Source organism: Cyanobacteria bacterium FACHB-DQ100, assembly GCA_014695195.1.
Taxonomy (GTDB): Bacteria; Cyanobacteriota; Cyanobacteriia; order Leptolyngbyales; family Leptolyngbyaceae; genus Leptolyngbya.
In genome coordinates this window covers 62,643-79,358 of record JACJNW010000034.1, presented here as the reverse complement: position 1 = coordinate 79,358, position 16,716 = coordinate 62,643, and the positions used below count along the sequence as shown (strand labels likewise).

14 protein-coding genes are annotated in these 16,716 nt (G+C 48.8%); 5 read left to right on the top strand and 9 right to left on the bottom strand.

What is annotated here, in order from left to right:
* Nucleotides 1-9: 9 nt before the first annotated feature.
* Nucleotides 10-1,752, bottom strand: a complete 1,743-nt coding sequence (locus tag H6F51_19195; protein MBD1824598.1) for an N-acetylmuramoyl-L-alanine amidase — start codon at nucleotides 1,750-1,752, stop codon at nucleotides 10-12.
* 195 nt (nucleotides 1,753-1,947) lie between these two features.
* Here H6F51_19195 and H6F51_19190 point away from each other — a divergent pair, with 195 nt between their 5' ends.
* Entirely contained in the window at nucleotides 1,948-2,412 is a 465-nt protein-coding gene (locus H6F51_19190; GenBank protein MBD1824597.1) for a hypothetical protein, read from the top strand.
* Between the two features lie 6 nt (nucleotides 2,413-2,418).
* Nucleotides 2,419-2,970 carry a glutathione S-transferase family protein gene (locus H6F51_19185; GenBank protein ID MBD1824596.1) on the top strand — a complete coding sequence of 184 codons (552 nt, stop codon included), beginning with the start codon at nucleotides 2,419-2,421 and terminating at the stop codon, nucleotides 2,968-2,970.
* Nucleotides 2,971-3,051: 81 nt separating this feature from the next.
* Here the strand turns inward: H6F51_19185 and H6F51_19180 are convergent, their stop codons facing one another.
* Entirely contained in the window at nucleotides 3,052-3,189 is a 138-nt protein-coding gene (locus H6F51_19180; GenBank protein ID MBD1824595.1) for a photosystem II reaction center protein K, read from the bottom strand.
* 156 nt (nucleotides 3,190-3,345) lie between these two features.
* Entirely contained in the window at nucleotides 3,346-4,464 is a 1,119-nt protein-coding gene (gene tgt / locus H6F51_19175; GenBank protein ID MBD1824594.1) for a tRNA guanosine(34) transglycosylase Tgt, read from the bottom strand.
* Nucleotides 4,465-4,684: 220 nt separating this feature from the next.
* Between tgt and H6F51_19170 the strand changes: the two genes are divergently transcribed.
* Together H6F51_19170 and H6F51_19165 are read left to right on the top strand one after the other, a co-directional pair.
* Entirely contained in the window at nucleotides 4,685-5,491 is an 807-nt protein-coding gene (locus tag H6F51_19170; GenBank protein ID MBD1824593.1) for a metal ABC transporter ATP-binding protein, read from the top strand.
* Between the two features lie 2 nt (nucleotides 5,492-5,493).
* Entirely contained in the window at nucleotides 5,494-6,399 is a 906-nt protein-coding gene (locus H6F51_19165; GenBank protein MBD1824592.1) for a metal ABC transporter permease, read from the top strand.
* On the opposite strand, the gene H6F51_19160 is transcribed toward H6F51_19165, so the two are convergent.
* Nucleotides 6,377-6,670 carry a hypothetical protein gene (locus tag H6F51_19160; protein MBD1824591.1) on the bottom strand — a complete coding sequence of 98 codons (294 nt, stop codon included), beginning with the start codon at nucleotides 6,668-6,670 and terminating at the stop codon, nucleotides 6,377-6,379. The genes H6F51_19165 and H6F51_19160 overlap by 23 nt on opposite strands.
* Nucleotides 6,671-6,831: 161 nt before the next feature.
* Here H6F51_19160 and H6F51_19155 point away from each other — a divergent pair, with 161 nt between their 5' ends.
* Nucleotides 6,832-8,310: a nucleoside:proton symporter gene (locus tag H6F51_19155; protein MBD1824590.1), complete on the top strand. Its 1,479-nt coding sequence runs from the start codon at nucleotides 6,832-6,834 to the stop codon at nucleotides 8,308-8,310.
* A 338-nt stretch (nucleotides 8,311-8,648) separates the two neighbouring features.
* Here H6F51_19155 and H6F51_19150 read toward each other — a convergent pair whose 3' ends face one another.
* The 5 genes from H6F51_19150 to H6F51_19130 all read right to left on the bottom strand — a co-directional run bounded on the left by H6F51_19150 (nucleotide 8,649) and on the right by H6F51_19130 (nucleotide 16,674).
* Nucleotides 8,649-10,853: a HAMP domain-containing protein gene (locus tag H6F51_19150; GenBank protein MBD1824589.1), complete on the bottom strand. Its 2,205-nt coding sequence runs from the start codon at nucleotides 10,851-10,853 to the stop codon at nucleotides 8,649-8,651.
* 64 nt (nucleotides 10,854-10,917) lie between these two features.
* On the bottom strand, nucleotides 10,918-12,114 hold the full coding sequence (gene chrA / locus H6F51_19145) for a chromate efflux transporter (GenBank protein MBD1824588.1): 1,197 nt from the start codon (nucleotides 12,112-12,114) through the stop codon (nucleotides 10,918-10,920).
* A gap of 75 nt (nucleotides 12,115-12,189) precedes the next feature.
* Entirely contained in the window at nucleotides 12,190-13,824 is a 1,635-nt protein-coding gene (locus tag H6F51_19140; protein MBD1824587.1) for a CTP synthase, read from the bottom strand.
* Between the two features lie 217 nt (nucleotides 13,825-14,041).
* Nucleotides 14,042-15,871 carry a polysaccharide deacetylase family protein gene (locus tag H6F51_19135; GenBank protein MBD1824586.1) on the bottom strand — a complete coding sequence of 610 codons (1,830 nt, stop codon included), beginning with the start codon at nucleotides 15,869-15,871 and terminating at the stop codon, nucleotides 14,042-14,044.
* 125 nt (nucleotides 15,872-15,996) lie between these two features.
* The gene (locus H6F51_19130) at nucleotides 15,997-16,674 is read right to left on the bottom strand and encodes a HEAT repeat domain-containing protein (GenBank protein ID MBD1824585.1); all 678 of its coding nucleotides are present in this window, start codon (nucleotides 16,672-16,674) and stop codon (nucleotides 15,997-15,999) included.
* Between the last annotated feature and the right edge of the window lie 42 nt (nucleotides 16,675-16,716).

The following is a 16,716-nucleotide window of genomic DNA, read 5'->3' as shown; positions in this document are numbered from 1 at the left end:
AAGGTCGATCTATTGAGCCTGAGCAAACCAAGTGGTTATACCATTTGCCAGCGTTACTGCTAGTTTCTTTTGTTCCTGCGGGTTGGTAATCCACTCAAACTCGTCAGGGTTAATCATAAATCCCAGTTCTAACAACACAGAGGGTGTCGTCGTGGGGCGAGTCAGAGCAAGATTATTCCAGTACACCCCATAAGAAGGTCGATCGAGTTCTTTCACCAAGTAGTTGTGCAGAAACATCGCCAAATCATGCGCTTGGGGTTGATACCAAAATGTGCCAACCCCTTTGGTATTGATCGCATCGCCATCATCCGGCAGCGCGTTGTAGTGAACTGAAAGCGCGATCGCAGGCTCAGTGTCGTTAATCCGCTTGATGCGATCGGCAAGTTCTACATCAACGTCCGCTTCACGCGTCATGGCAACGGTTGCACCCCGACTCGTCAATTCATCCCGCAGTAATTTGCTCGTAATCAAGGCGACCGATTTCTCTGGATAGCCGTTTCCACCTCTTGATCCCAGGTCTTCGTTTCCGCCATGTCCTGGATCAATCAGAATTTTGATGCCTGAAAGTGATTTCTGCTTGATTCGGGGCGGATGTTTTAGCGATAAAACTAACGTTGTTCCCTCGTATCGCAATTTATATCCCCATTGCTGCTTCGATTTTAAGTCAAAGCGATATTCAATTCTCTCAGGCTCAACTTGTTGCCAGTTGGCTCTAGCAATCACGGGATCATTATCTAATCGGATTGTGTCTGTTTGTGCAGTGGTGTTATATAGCGTAAGCGTGAATCGATTTTGATCCTGTTGTACGGAGAGCGGCACAGGCGTTTGCAGTGGGAATAAAATTTCTGTCCAGCCTTTTACCTGACGAGAAGTAATGCCGCGAATGATCGATCGTGCTGGTGTCGCTCCAGGAACAATTTTGACATCGCTCGATCGAATCCATCCACCATAATCGAGCCGTACCCAATCACCCTCACGCGCTGTAATCGTGGCTCTCGTTCCTTTCGGTAGTGGAGTCAGACGCGAGAAATTCGTACTTGCGCCTGTTCGCGCAGCGCCTTGATCAGCTGTCACTTCTGCGACTTCTAATCGAGCCGGATCAAGAATCACAAGCTTTCCAGGGGCTTCCTGAGTGACATTGCCTAAAAGATAAGTCACTTTTCCCAAATCTCCGATCGATTGCGGTCGAATACAACCAGCATACTGAGTGGCTTGAGTCGAGAGCGGCTGAACCAAGCCCGTTAATACGCCCGAATTTGCGGGGAGATTCGCGATCGGCGTTTGCGGCATCAATGGGATCAGTTGACCTGCAACCTTTGCATTCACCATCATGTTAGGAGGCGCGATCGCGCTGAGGCAGATTGTTTCTCCGGGCGATCGAGTGAGATCCACATCAGGCATGAGCGAATCTTTGGCAAACGTCATGCCAACGGGTGCGGGCGGTTCGATCGGGCTACGCGTGATTTTAAGTTTGAGTTCTTGATCTTGATAGCGCACTGAAAACTGATTTTCACCCAACTGAAGCGGAAGACTCGGTGCAAAATGACCACCAGGACTGCGTTGAATTGGCTTGCCATTGATTGTCACTTCACCTTTGGGCGGGGCTGAGCCGATAAAGAAAATCTGTTTGGCAGTTGTTTCATGCTGGTTTGGCGGATAAACCACGCCCAGAGAAGGCTTCGACCAAGCTGCACCGACAATCAATCCAGTCGTCAACACTGCCAAAATTAACGCGCCGAGAAATCGCTTCATTGCCGCAGACAAAATAAAGAAAGGATAACGGTATCACATCCCGTCCCGTTGACGTGCAAAATTCTTGGAGGTTGCGGCTCGATCACTTCAATCGCATCAAGATTAAGATTTACATCGTTCTGAAAGTTCGATTCTAAGCGGTTGATACGATCGCAACTGTGCTAAATCCCTTCAATCTGGCTTTCACCACCGCTTATGACTACTACGATCGCTTATCCTCACACTGATGATCTAACCAGCGCTGATTATCTTGTTGTCGGTTTAGCCACTTGTTTTATCAAAGACGATGACGGAGTTCACGAAGTCCGCGTCGTCGAGCCGATTCCCTCTGCTGCACTCGAAGCGATCGTCAAAGGCATTCCGACCTCTTATGAATCGGCAACCGCAACTACGATCGGGGCTGTGATCTCAGAGGACTCCTTGCATCTGCCTGAAAACTTCCCTACTGATGTGCAGTTTTGCGACGATTTCGCCTTTCGCGCCACCGCATCCGCTCGCACCTACAAAGCCAAATCGAGCGCTCAATCTCATATTCCCGCAGGCACAAGCCGCAACGATTTCAATTTTTCGGTCGATCGCAAGCGCGTTCTCAATTCACAACGCATCGTCAAGACCGAAGATAATGTAAAACAACATCAGTACACTCACGAAGTTCTGTAAGACATCATGCTTAAGCTTTATGGCGGTGCGCGGAGTCGGGCATCGATCGCGCAATGGTATCTCGAAGAATTAGAGGTGCCTTACGAATTTGTGCTGCTGGATATGCAATCCGGAGAGCATCAACAAGCCGCATTTCGCGAAATCAATCCGTTTGCCAAAGTTCCTGCGATCGTCGATGGCGATCTCAAACTTTGGGAGTCGGGCGCAATTCTGCTCTATTTGTTTGACAAATACGGCAATTCTAATTCGAGCGATCGAGCGATTGCGGCTCAGTGGGTGTTATTTGCAAATGCGACCTTAGGCCCTGGAGTCTTTGTTGAAGCGAGTCGAGAGCGCGAAACGCCGCGGCTCATGCAGCCCTTAGACGAGATTCTTGCAAAACAGGAATTTATTGCGGGCGATCGTTTCACTGTTTCTGATGTCGCAGTGGGTTCAATGTTGGCGTATATTCCCATGATGTTGAAGCTTGATCTCAGCGACTATCCGAATGTCGTGAATTACATCAAGCGCATGACAGAACGTCCTGCATTTCGAAAAGCGATCGGCGGACGGAAGTAATTCACAGAAGATTCTGCTTAAACAAACAAAGAGAGGGATCAGCTTTGACCCCTCTCTTTGTTTACGTTTTGATTCAGCCGTTTATTTGAAACCGACGGCAGCTTGCCACACAAACGCCAGCAAGAGAAAGAAAACAGGAATCACAGGCAGAACATTAACTAACGGATCAAAAATTGCGTAAGCTTCAGGCAATTTTGCAAGTAGCATTGCTGCTTCCATGACGCGATGACCTCTCCAACACAGGACTCATAATTGATACGGATTTTAACACGATTCGAGGAGCGTCTCTAGTTGCCAATTTTTCAGGGATTCATAGATTAAGGTTGAAAGCCTGGAGCAAGCAGTTCGAGAAAATCACGATCGTAGAATTCCATCTCATTCCACGGGTTGAAGCCATGCAGCAAATTCAGTGTGAAACGTGCCGTTAAAGATTGCGGTGCGAATGCGTTGAGTGAAGCGGATCAGTTCGGTGATGTTATGAATTGAGATGAGGGTATAGGCAAGCAATTCTTGCGATCGCAGCAGATGACTGACATAAGCCCGACTAAAATTCTGACAGGTGTAACACGGGCAGGATTCATCGATCGGCGTAAAATCTTCGCGGAATTTCGCATTCTTCAGATTCCAGCGTTCTCCCTGCACCAAAGCCGCTCCGTGCCGTGCTAATCGAGTCGGAATCACACAGTCGAATAAATCCATTCCCGCCGCGATCGCTCGTGCCATTTCGCGATAGGTTCCCACTCCCATTAAGTAGCGTGGTTTATTTTCGGGTAACAACGGCGTTGTCGCTTGAACGACTCGATCGATAATTTCGGGCGCTTCACCGACACTGACACCCCCGATCGCATATCCCGGCAAATCTAAATCCGCTAACTGTCGAACCGCTTCGGCTCTGAGGTCTAGAAATTCTCCGCCTTGCACAATTCCAAATAAGGCTTGATCTGATCGTTGGTGCGCCTCAATGCAGCGTTTTAGCCAATCGTAAGTGCGAGAAGTCGCCTTCTCGGTGGCATCGCGTCCCACGCTTGGAGGCGGACATTCATCAAACGCCATAATCACATCTGCACCCAGCGCATTTTGAATCTGGATTGACTTCTCTGGCGTAATTTTGATCATCTGACCATCGCGAGGAGAGCGGAAGGTTACGCCTTCATCAGTGATCGATCGCATCTCGCTGAGGCTAAAGACCTGAAAGCCGCCAGAGTCCGTCAGCATCGGCTTTGACCAATTCATGAAACGATGGACACCGCCTGCTTTTTGAACAATATCCTCCCCCGGCTGCAAGTGCAAATGATAGGTATTCGACAGCACCATCTGTGCCCCCGTGGCTTCGAGCTGATCCGGCGTGATGGTTTTCACGTTCGCTAGCGTTCCCACGGGCATGAAGCGCGGCGTTTCGACAATTCCATGCGGGGTGTGAAAAACTCCAGCGCGGGCGTGAGTGTGTTGACAGCGGGCTTGGCAGTGGAAAGAAAATTGATTCAAGGCAGGCATCCGACTTTTGAAACAGAAGCAGATTCCATAATAAGTGTGTCGCGGGGCGAATGCGATCGTCTGCCCGAATGGTGATTGCACTCGATCAATCGCTGCCTACACTCAGGGATAGGATTGAAGCCCTCCAAAATTTTTCTTAGCTTTCATAATCCTTTCATTTTTCTGCAATACTTTTAGTAATCACGGTTTTCATTTTTTTTTCATTTTCGGAGAACCCGTTATGCAATCGACTCCCTTTTTCGACGATGCCACTCCTAGATTTACCGTTCATTCTCAAGCCCATCCCCACCAAGCGACATCGAATCTGGTAGTCGAAGATCTCAGCGTTCGATATCGTGCGATCGAAGCTCTGAGCCAAATTAGCTTCTCCGTCAAACCGGGGCGCTTAATTGGAATTTTTGGTCCGAATGGAGCTGGAAAAAGTACCCTGATCAAAGCCATGTTGGGTCTAATTCCAAGCATCAGCGGTAAAGTTCTTTATCAAGGAAAACCGCTCGTCAATCAGTTGGATCAAGTCGCGTATGTGCCGCAACGATCGCAAATTGATTGGACATATCCTGTAACCGTCTGGGATGTCGTAATGATGGGACGCACCAGAAAAACTGGATGGTTTCAGCGCTATTCTTCGATTAGTCGGCGATTGGCAACTCAGGCACTCGAACGAGTTGGAATGATCGAATTTCGCGATCGAGCGATTTCTGATCTGTCCGGTGGTCAACAGCAACGGGTATTCCTCGCAAGAGCATTAGCGCAACAAGCAGAAGTGTTTTGTTTCGATGAACCCTTTGTCGGAATTGATCAAAAAACCCAGTCGATTATGTTCGATGTGTTCAAGGAATTGACCCGCGAGAATAAATTAATCTTGGTGGTGAATCATGACCTGGGTGAATCGATTAGGCACTTTGATGATTTGATTTTGTTGAATAAGTCGCTGGTTGCCAGCGGATCTCGTCAGCAAGTCTTGACGCAAGAGAATCTACAACAGGCTTATGGCGGTAAAGTTGTCTTCTTCTCGGATGCTGCATAACTATGGATGCTTTGATTGAGCCTTTGCAATATGGATTCATGCAGCGATCGCTAATCATTGCGATTTTGGTCGGATTAATTTGCGCGATCGTTGGAAGCTACCTGATTGTGCAGCGATTGGCACTGTTGGGTGATGCGATTAGCCATTCTGTACTGCCAGGACTCGCGATTGCGTTTCTATTCGGATTCAATATCTTTGTGGGCGCTTTTATTGCAGGCGTTCTCAGCACCTTAATTATTGCCTGGATACGAACACGATCGCCCATCAAAGAAGATGCTGCAATGGGCATTGTCTTTAGTGCATTCTTTGCATTGGGAATCACGCTAATTACCGTGATTCAAAAAGATAACAAAATTGATTTGAATCATTTTCTATTCGGTAATATCTTAGGCGTTACCGCTAGTGATGTTCGAGATACTGCAATTATTGCTGGGATTATTTTAGCGATCGTCTTTCTTTTTTATAAAGAGCTTCTCTTCTATACCTTTGATTCACTGGGCGCACAAGCGGCAGGACTACCGACGAATTTACTCAATTTAGGCTTAATGGTACTGATTGCTTTAACGATCGTCGCTAGCATGAAAGCCGTCGGTGTGATTCTCGTGTTATCGCTGCTAATTACACCCGGCTCAACGGCTTATCTACTGGTCAAACGATTGCATCATGTGATGATTTTGGGAGCCGCGATCGGAATTGTTTCTAGCATTAGCGGAATGTACCTCAGCTACTTCTACAATCTGCCCTCTGGCGCGGCGATCGTCATGGTGGCATCGGGCTTATTTTTTCTAGCATTTTTACTTAGTCCGCGACACGGAATTCTCACACAGCCTGGATCAAGGACTATGCCTACATTGCCTCTACTGCGCGAACTTAGAGAATTGATGCCTAAAAGTCGTCAAAAGGGTTAAACGAATCCGATCGGCGGCGGAGATCGTCTTCGCGGTTTCCGAATTCGCTTGGAGGTCGCTCACTGCTCCAAGCCCACCACGCCTGACCACATTGACAGTGATAGAACTCCTGCCATTTTTTGCGGTAGTCCTCGGTAAAGACAGGCGATCGGCGATTAATCCAAACGCGATCGGCTTCGATCGCAGGCTTATGACAGGTCGGACAAGCAAACGAGAAAGAATGAACCGCCGTCTGTGTCCAAGTTGGCGGAGTCGGCTCAAAAGCGTCCATCATTTATGCAGGGTCAGTTAACGCTGCAATCATTATGGCTTGGAATTCGGGTTTCAGGATCATTTAGCCTTAAGCCTGAAAGATTATTGCGCCGAAATCGGGAATCTTATGTATCGTGCTATGAACGATGACTTCTCTAGCGTTCTCGCCCGATTCTACCCATGAGCGTACTCAATCTTGTTTCGTTGGCTGGCATCTTTGGCTTGTGTGCGATCGCGTGGCTGTTCTCTGAGGATCGCACGCCTAAGCTGTTTCCTTGGCGAGTGGTGCTGTCTGGGATTCTGCTGCAACTGGTTCTTGGTGCGATGGTTTTTGTGGTGCCAGGAACTCGTGAAGCACTTCAGATTTTTAGTAATTTGCTCGATGGAGTGTTTCTAGCGGCGGACGCTGGAGCGCGTTTTGTGTTCGGGCGAAATATCGTTCCTGTGCTCGGACAACCGAGCGACGTGAATTTAGGATACATTTTTGCGTTTCGTGCTCTGCCAACGGTGATCTTTTTCTCCGGGTTGATGGCACTATTGCAAAATCTCGGTGTGATTCAGGTGATCACCAACGTATTTGCCAAAGCGTTTTATGCGGTGATGCGATTGAGTGGCGCTGAAGCCTTGAGCGGGGCGGCGAATATTTTTGTTGGGATTGAGGCGGCGATCGTGGTTAAGCCCTATTTGCCGAAAATGACCCGCAGCGAACTCTGCGCGATTTTGTCCTGCTGCTTTGGAACCGCCGCTTCATCGACTTTAGCGATCTATGTCAGCTTTCTACGTCCAGTGTTTCCGAATATTCTGGGTCACTTAGTTTCTGCGTCGATTATTGCAATCCCGGCTTGTTTTGTTCTGTCCAAAATCCTTGTTCCTGAGACCGAAAAGCCATTAACAATGGGTGGCATTCCCAAAGAGGAAGAATATCTCGCTGAAGATGGCGGAATCGTTCAAGCTAAGGAAGAGCGAGTCAGTCCCCTGGATGCAGCAATTCTGGGGGCATTCGACGGCGTGAAAATGGCAGTGTCGATCGCAGCCGTGCTGATTCTGATTCTGGGCTTGGTTTCACTAATCAATCAAATCTTTGGTGGATTGGCAACGCTTCCAGCGCCGATCGGAGATATCTTCAAAGTCGTCACTTTGGCGAATATTACAGGCGTTTTATTTTTGCCGTTTACGTTTCTGACCGGGGTTTCGCTGGACTGGAATGAGCTTTGGGAATCTTCTGTAATCATCGGACGGCGCTTGCTCGAAACAGCAATTCCTCCCTATCAAGCTTTAGCAGCGGCAGCATCCCGACCGGAAAATCCGATTAGCGATCGCGCCGTTCTCATTATCAGCTATGCGCTTTCGGGCTTTGCTCATTTAGCTTCGGTTGGCATCTTTGCGGGAGGAACGATCGCGCTGATTCCCTCACGCCGCAAAGATATCTCTGAGTTGGGATGGAAAGCTTTATTTGTTGGAACTCTAGCCACGATGATGATCGCTTGTGTGGCAGGAGTTTTTGATACAGGCAATCCAGGAATTTTAGGAGAAAAAGCAGCTCCTCGTGCGATCATCGCGCCCAGCCCAAAACCCAGCGTTGTTCCAGTCCCGTCGGTGCCACCCTTGCCCAAAGCGCTGAAAGCTCCAACTCCGAAGCCCAGTTCAAAGCCTCAATAACGATTGATTGAGTTATCAGTTGAATTTGCAGTGATAGCATCTCATAGGTACTGCTATCACTCGTGCCAAATTACTACAATCAATGAAAGGTGCAACAGAGCGGATTAGAGGGATTAGCACGAACCAGCGGTAGGTAAAGGAATGGGACTCGGACTAACGATCGCCCGTCAAATTGTAGAAGAAAACCATGGCGGTCGTTTAGAGGTTCAGTTCGAGCTAGGTCAGGGAATTGAGTTCATGATCCAGTTGCCTATCCTAGCTTAAATCATTAGAGTTGAACATTCGAGGTCGTGGATCATCCGTGATTTGTCTGCAAGATTGCACTTGCAATCCTGACCTCAGTGCAATCCGACAAGTCTTTGTGCCTGCTGATTTTCTGGATGCGATTGCTGCTGTAGTGGAATCCGGACGATAAACTCTGTTTCCCCAGCGGTGGAAAAGCACTCCAGCTTGCCGTGATGTTGTTCGGTCACGATTTGATAACTGATTGCCATTCCCATTCCGGTTCCTTTACCTAAAGATTTCGTGGTGAAGAATGGATCAAAAATCCGTTGCTGAACGGCTGGAGGAATACCACATCCATTATCGACGATCGCCACCTCAACCCATGCCCTATCAACAACCGAAGTGCGAATTGTAATTTGACCAAGATTGTTGTCGAACGCTTGTTTTGCAATGTTGTCTTCGATTGCGTCGATCGCATTCACCAGGATATTCATAAACACTTGGTTGATTTGTCCCGCATAACATTCGACGTGCGGTAAGGTTGCGTAGTCTTTGATTACCTTAATCTCCGATCGACGAGAGGTCGCTTTAAGGCGGTGCTGTAAAATCAGCAGTGTACTGTCGATGCCTTCGTGGATATCGACCTCTTTGTACTCGGCTTCATCCATGCGCGAGAAAGTCCGCAAAGACAGCACAATCTGGCGAATGCGATCGGTTCCAAGCTGCATCGAAGACAAGACTTTCGGCAGGTCTTGCTGCAAGAACTCTAGATCAATGTCTTCAGACAGGGTTTGAATTTCAGTGACCGGATCGGGATAATAGTGTTGGTACAACTGCACAAACGCTAATAAATCCTGAGCGTATTCCGCAATATGCTTAAGATTGCCGTGAATAAAGTTGACAGGGTTGTTAATCTCATGTGCAACTCCAGCAACTAATTGCCCCAAGCTCGACATTTTCTCGCTTTGCACCATTTGAGCTTGAGTTCGCTGCAATTCTGCCAACGCATCCTTCAGCTTAGCGGTGCGTTCCTCGACGCGATCTTCTAATTCGTTCTTGCTGTGTTCTAGTGCGGTGAATAGCTCATTTAGCCGTCCTGCCATGTGATTGAAAGAGCTGGACAAAGCATTGAGTTCGTTAATGTTGCTAGATTCCACAGTTTGGTCAAGATGACCAACGGCGATCGCTTCACTCGCTCGATTGAGGCGAAGAATCGGACGAGCAATCCAACGAGTTGTGAAGATTCCCATCAACGAGGCAATCACTAATGCACCAAAACAGAGCGCGATCGTCGTGCGTGTATTGGCGTTGATCTGCGCCATAAAGGTCTGCTCCGGTACGCTCACGACTAACAGCCAGTCTAAGCCGTACTCGTCACGCCAGGGCACAACATTGACAAAATGCTGTTCTCCCTGAATCTCAAGCTCAAGCAAAGAGGATTGAGCGATTGACTGAAATCCTTGGGTGCTTTGGATGTGCTTGGCAACGGTTTGGACAATCGGATCGGGGCTATCGATCGCTTGCAAGCGCTGAATTTTGTCGTTAACGAGGGTGAAGGGCTTTGCTGGACTAGAGTTCGCAATTAAGTTGCCGTCGCGCTCAACAATAAACACCTGCCCCGTGTTTAACTGGCGTAGGAAGTCACTCAGTTTCAAGAGATGGATTTCCGCTGTGATAGCGCCGAGTAAGCGATTTTGCACATCATAGATTGGGCGACCCGCAGCCGCAGCGATATAAGGACCGGTTGGCAGGTTAATTGCAAAAGTTCCTCCCCAAATCGGTTTACCCGCCGCCATTGGATTGGTATACCAAGATTCGCTGAAATTGTCAGCAGTCCAACGGCTCTTCATTCCAATCCGGTTGCCCTGGCGATCCGTCGCGTAGCTGGTCAGATTGTTGAGTGATTTTGCAGTCCATTCGTCAACGGTCACAGTGCCATCAAAACGACCTGATCCCGCTCCCGTACCGTCAGTTAATCCAACGCCAATATAACTGAGGTCATACGCCTGCATTTGATCCCAGAAATACCGTCCCATTGCTTCGCGATTCCTTACATCCAGCGTTCCTCGACGAATGGCTGCCGCATTTACCTGATTGAGCTTTTGGGGAACGGCGAGATAGGAGTCTAGATGTTGATCAACAACATCAGTTGTCCGATCGATCAGTTGTTCTGCTAGTTCGTTAACCGCGCTTTGACCGTTCCGAAACGACAAATATCCCACGAGACCCACGGCTGCAAAAGTTTGGAGCACAAAGGGAACGACAAGAACAATCTGTAATGGAAACGACTTACCTTTGAGGAATCGCTGGGGCTTCATTGCGGGAAAGCTCTGAGTAGTCACAATGCCTATAAGATGCCCACGATACTAATCGGAACAACCGTTATCGAACATAGCCTAAGGTGAAGGCAATCCATCCAATTGCAGCTCCTCCCAATACCAGCCAAGCGGCACTGACTCTAAATTGAAGCGCCAACACTGCACTCAGGAGCGCGATCGCAACCGCTAAACCATCAACATAAGGCGCACTTGATTTGCTGAAGGTTGCGATCGCAAGCTGGATAGTTACAACTGTCATCAGCGCCAACGCACTGGCATTCACCGCATCCAGAAATGCAGATGCCCATTTTGAGCGACGCAAATACGGAATGATTGGGTTTAAGGCAGCGACAAAGATAAAAGAAGGCAGAAAAATTCCCACAGTTGCGACGATCGCGCCCGGAAGCCCTGCAATCACGTAACCAATAAACGTTGCGGTCGAGAGAATTGGGCCTGGAGTAAATTGTCCGATCGCGATCGCATCCAACAACTGCTGCTGCGTTAACCAGCCGTATCCCTGCACAAACTCACCCTGCACAAACGACAGCAACACATAACCACCCCCAAACAAAATGCTGCCGATTTTCAAAAACGATAAACCTAATTGCCACAGTGAGATCTGCGATGCGGCGGTCATTGCTGCCGTTGCCTTCAAGGTGCTGCTAGTGACAATGCTTGCGATTAAAATGTTTGCTTCTTCTTTTGTTTGTTGAGGGCGATCGGGCGATCGCAGCCAAATCATTCCCAGCACCCCGCCGATAAGAAGCGCAATGATTTCGCTGATGTTGCCTAACCAAAGCAGCAAAGCAATGGCGATCGCAATCACAAACAATTTGCGCGTTTTGATTGCCTTTTTCCCCAATCGCCACAGGGCATCGACTACGATCGCCAAAACCACAGGCTTGATGCCATACAGCAAAAATGCAAACTGCGGCACCGCACCCAGCGCAACATAAGCCCAAGCAAACCCAGCCGTGATCAAGACCGCCGGAAAAATGAATGCTACGCCCGCCACAATCAAGCCCAGCCAACCCGCATAAATGTAGCCGATATGAATCGCCATCTCGGTCGAGTTAGGTCCTGGAATCAGGTTTGTTGCTCCAAGCAAATCGAGAAAGTGCTCTCGGCTCAGCCATTGGCGTTTGCCCACGACTTCCGCTTCAATCATGGCGATATGGGCATTGGGGCCTCCAAACCCGATTACCCCCAGCTTGAAGAAAAGGGCAGCGAGTTCTTTTAGTCGATCGAGCGATCGTTCCATAGAGAAGTTGAATGGAAGTCAACTTCCATTCAACCGCAAAACTCTTATCAAAGCAGGTATCCAGCGAAACTCAACTTATGCTTCGACGGGGACTTTACCTCTTGAAATTTCGATTTCTCGATTTAATGCTGCCTGCATGAATCCTCTGAACAGGGGGTGCGGCGTACTCGGACGAGACTGAAACTCTGGGTGAAACTGGGTCGCAATAAAGAACGGATGCCCTGGAAGCTCGATAATTTCAACCAGCCGACCATCGGGAGAAGTTCCACTCACCACATATCCCGATTCTAAAAATAGATTCCGGTATGCGTTGTTAAATTCATAACGATGGCGATGACGTTCGTAGATCACTTCTTTTCCATAAAGCGATAACGTTAGTGTGTTTGGAGTCAAGCGACAAGGATATAAACCGAGTCGCATCGTTCCACCCAAATCGACGACATCTTGCTGCTCTGGCAGTAAGTTAATGACTGCATTTTTGGCATCAGGAATAAATTCTGCACTGTGAGCGCCATCGATATGCGCGACATTTCTCGCCCATTCGATTACCGAACACTGCATTCCCAAGCACAATCCGAGGAATGGAATGTTATGAGTGCGGGCATATTCGATCGCCGCGATTTTCCCATCGACCCCACGAATGCCAAATCCACCCGGAACGACAATTCCATCCACGTTTGCAAGGTAATGTTCGGCTCCTTTTTCTTCGATTTCTTCTGAGTTAATCCAGCGCAGGTTTAAGGCGCTTCCGGTTGCGATCGCCGCGTGTTTTAGCGCTTCTACGACCGATAAGTACGCATCGGATAGACGAACATATTTTCCAACGATCGCGATTTCAAGCTCTTGTGAAGGTTGATAAAGACGTTCAACCAAGGTTTGCCACTGGCTGAGATTTGGAGTGCGTTGTTCGAGTTGTAGAAGATCGATCGCTTGCGTTGCGAGTCCTTCTTTTTCCAGGCGTAAGGGGACTTCATAGATACTGCGGGCATCTTGGCAAGTGATCACGCACTCTGCCGGAACATCGCAGAACTCCGACATTTTTTCTTTCATTCCCAATGGCAAAGGACGATCGCAGCGACAGACGAGAATATCGGGTTGAATGCCGATCGATCGTAACTCTTTCACCGAATGTTGAGTCGGCTTTGTCTTCATTTCGCCTGCTGCTGGAATCCAGGGAATCAGCGTGACGTGCATATACATCACGTTCCGCCGCCCCACTTCTTTACGAAATTGACGAATTGCTTCCAGAAAAGGCAGCGATTCAATATCACCAACTGTTCCGCCAATTTCAGTAATCACTACATCGGGATTTGTGTTTTGAGCGACGCGCAGAATTCGCTCTTTGATTTCATTGGTGATATGCGGGATGACCTGAACGGTTCCACCGTTGTAATCACCCCGTCGCTCTTTATTAATCACCGCTTGATAGATCGATCCGGTTGTGACGCTATTCAACCGCGACATGGATGTATCAGTAAAGCGCTCATAATGTCCCAAGTCGAGGTCTGTTTCTGCACCATCTTCGGTGACGAACACTTCCCCATGTTGAAACGGACTCATCGTGCCCGGATCAACGTTGATATAAGGATCGAGCTTGAGGATCGACACGGAGTAATCTCGTGACTTGAGTAATCGTCCGAGACTCGCGGCTACAATCCCCTTTCCAATGCTAGAAACAACGCCACCCGTAACGAATACAAATTTAGTCATAAACTTCTGTGTCGACCCCGCCAAAACTGCATCCGGTCTATTCTGCCATAGTTGCGCGGAAGTCTGGGGAGAATGTTTAGAGTTTCTCAAGAGATTCTGGTAGTGACGCGATTAATTGCGCCGCTACCAGAAATTCCGCTCGTGTTAAAAATAAATGCAGCACGATCGAAACAATACGATCGCACCGATACGATCGCACCGATCGCGCTACCTTTACTTACGGATTTGCAGCAGTCTTACAAGATGAGGAATCGGTCTGCACAGGCGGCATCAGCGCCACAATATGCGGCACCGGACGCGGCGTATAACTCATCATCGATTCACCCTTGTACACCAGTGATGCACTCGCCCCAGAATCCAACATTACCGCTTCTTTGAGTCCCGCTTTTGCCAGCGCTTCACCCAGCGCCACCGAGTTGACGTAATCGCCCGAAACTCCAACTAACGGACGATCGGCTTGATCAATTCCCCAAAACGCTCGATCGCGCTCTGCATCAAAGCCAAACAGTCCCCGGAAAGTTTCAGCAGATTGCGGTTGCCCATCTTTCACCAACCATGCCCCAGCCACAAACGCATCTTGAACCCCGTCTAATTCAGAGGCAATGCCTTCGCGGGTATTATGCTTCAGCGGGTCAAACGGAACGTATTTGATCGTGCGCTCGCTAATCAAAACGAGCGGTCGTCCTTCCAGCTTTGTCAGCGTCCCTTGAGGTGCGGGCACGAACGTTCCAGCTTGAGAACTCATCACAGGGCCAATCATCTTATTCGAGTTCAGCGCCTCTAATGAAAAGAAGCCACCATCGACACCCGCGATCGCCGGAGTGCCTTTCATGATTTCTCCAACCTGGTAACGGCTGTCTGCATGAATCGTAGTTGGCTTTCCACCTGCTGCCATGATCAGGGGCACTTTGTTGACCGTAGTTTTAATCAACTCCACAGGTGCACTAAAGTTCAGTCCATCTTTAATCAACGCCACGGGTGGGCCACCGTTTGCTGCCTCGATCACTTTCTCGATCTGAGATTGTCCAATTCGCGAGACGTTAAATAGGTTTTCGGATTCAGCGGCAAAAAGGTTTGCCTCATCGCTCATTGTCCAAGCTGCTTGATAGCCGGCCGCGATCGCCGCTTGCTGCACCCGCTCATCGTTCTTGCCTTCGGGATAGACAAAATACTTAATCGGAATGCCGAGTTTTTCCTCTAGCGCCCGCTTCGATTCGGTCATTTCAAACGCTAACTTGGCATCCTCCTTGATTTCGCGTAGATCACGCGGATGATTCACACTATGCGAAGCGATCGTTACCAAAGGATCAGCCGACATCTCCTTGATTTGCTCCCAGGTCATGCCGGGACGACCTCTAGGCTTGTCGATTTTGGCAGGATAGATCGCGAATGCTGCGGGGTAGCCGTACTTTTTCAGCAAGGGATAGACAAACTTGTAGTGACCTAAATATCCATCATCAAAGGTGAGCACGATCGGTTTTGCAGGCAGCGGGATTCCCGTCTTCAGATGCTCAACAAGCTGATCAAAGCTAATCGGAGTGAGATTATTTTTCTGGACCAGCTTTAAGTGCGCCTCAAACTCTTCGGGCGTGACATCAAAGAACACTTCTTTCTGTGCCACAATGTCGTGATACATCATGATCGGCACCTTTGCCAATCGCGCCCGCACATTAATTTGCGGAAAGGGTGCTTCTGCAAACTCGGCTTTCCAGGCTTCAGCGAACTGCTTCGATTCAGCGTTAAACGTGACAGGCTTGAAATCTTGAGGAATCGAAGTCGAAGCTTGATAGCCAATCTGCGCCCCTTGCGTACAAATTGGAGCGATCGCAACGTTAAGGCTCGATTTCAGCGTTGGTGGCTTTTCAATCACCTCCATCAAGGTTGGCGGCGCGATCGTTGCCATTTGAGTCGGAATCATTCCAGCGCAAGCCCCAATCGTCACGGTTGCAGCGAGGGACAAACCAAAAAGCGCGAATCGTTTCCAGTGCGATCGAGGAGCAATTCGTTTAGAAAAGCTCGAAAGGCGTGTCCAAAGCGACAATTTCATGATGAAGATGGGGTTAGGGTCAGTTATTAGATGTACTCGATCGGACTGGCATCCCTAAGTCATGCAACTTACACAATTGAAGGGAAGCTTGTCAATCTTTTCTCCCTAGCCCCTGCCTGATCCGGTTAAACCGCTTCAGACTCGCTCAACCGCTTTAAGGCAAGCCGCGCCGATTCTGCCACGTTGGAATTATTGTCTTTCTCCAAATAGCGCAGAGCAGAATGGCTCTTTTCGCTCGGCAGGTTGCCTAATGCTTCTGCAAGCCGCTGCCGCACAAGCCAATCTTCGGACTGGGCGAATCGCAGGATCGCATCGACGGTATCGACGGCTTTAATTTCTCCCAACGCCGCGATCGCAGCTTGTTGTACCACTACTTCTTCGCTGTCTAATGCCTGCAAGAGCACTTCCCGCGCTCGTGAATCTTTCAGGTTTCCCAGCGCCACCGCCGCACTAAAGCGCACCAGCCAATCTGTATCCTCATAAAAGGCACGCACTAACGGCTCGAAGGCTCTGATATCTTCGAGATATCCTAAAGCACCTGCGGCGTCTGCGCGAATGCCATAATCTTTCTCGGTTTCAAGAATATTAAGCAAGATTGGAAAGCATTCGTCAGTTTGCTTAATTCCCAGCGCAAAGACTGCCATCGATCGAATTTGTAAACTCTCGTCGTTCAGCACCTTTTTGATCAGCGGTACGGCATCTTCTGCAGGGACTTCTCGCAGGTTCGCTAAAGCAATCATGCGATCGCGACTGGAGGTGCTTTCGAGGTGTTGGGAAATCTGCTGTAGGCTGAAACTCATAATTTTCACAAATCTTCAAGGTGCTGATCTCATTGTGGCAGAATT

Coding starts and splice junctions, on each gene's coding strand:
- H6F51_19135 (MBD1824586.1), bottom strand. CDS start 15,871: ATGAAATTGTCGCTTTGGACACGCCTTTCGAGCTTTTCTAAACGAATT.
- H6F51_19160 (MBD1824591.1), bottom strand. CDS start 6,670: ATGGACGCTTTTGAGCCGACTCCGCCAACTTGGACACAGACGGCGGTT.
- H6F51_19165 (MBD1824592.1), top strand. CDS start 5,494: ATGGATGCTTTGATTGAGCCTTTGCAATATGGATTCATGCAGCGATCG.
- H6F51_19195 (MBD1824598.1), bottom strand. CDS start 1,752: ATGAAGCGATTTCTCGGCGCGTTAATTTTGGCAGTGTTGACGACTGGA.
- H6F51_19180 (MBD1824595.1), bottom strand. CDS start 3,189: ATGGAAGCAGCAATGCTACTTGCAAAATTGCCTGAAGCTTACGCAATT.
- H6F51_19185 (MBD1824596.1), top strand. CDS start 2,419: ATGCTTAAGCTTTATGGCGGTGCGCGGAGTCGGGCATCGATCGCGCAA.
- H6F51_19190 (MBD1824597.1), top strand. CDS start 1,948: ATGACTACTACGATCGCTTATCCTCACACTGATGATCTAACCAGCGCT.
- H6F51_19140 (MBD1824587.1), bottom strand. CDS start 13,824: ATGACTAAATTTGTATTCGTTACGGGTGGCGTTGTTTCTAGCATTGGA.
- tgt (MBD1824594.1), bottom strand. CDS start 4,464: ATGCCTGCCTTGAATCAATTTTCTTTCCACTGCCAAGCCCGCTGTCAA.
- H6F51_19150 (MBD1824589.1), bottom strand. CDS start 10,853: ATGAAGCCCCAGCGATTCCTCAAAGGTAAGTCGTTTCCATTACAGATT.
- H6F51_19155 (MBD1824590.1), top strand. CDS start 6,832: ATGAGCGTACTCAATCTTGTTTCGTTGGCTGGCATCTTTGGCTTGTGT.
- H6F51_19170 (MBD1824593.1), top strand. CDS start 4,685: ATGCAATCGACTCCCTTTTTCGACGATGCCACTCCTAGATTTACCGTT.
- chrA (MBD1824588.1), bottom strand. CDS start 12,114: ATGGAACGATCGCTCGATCGACTAAAAGAACTCGCTGCCCTTTTCTTC.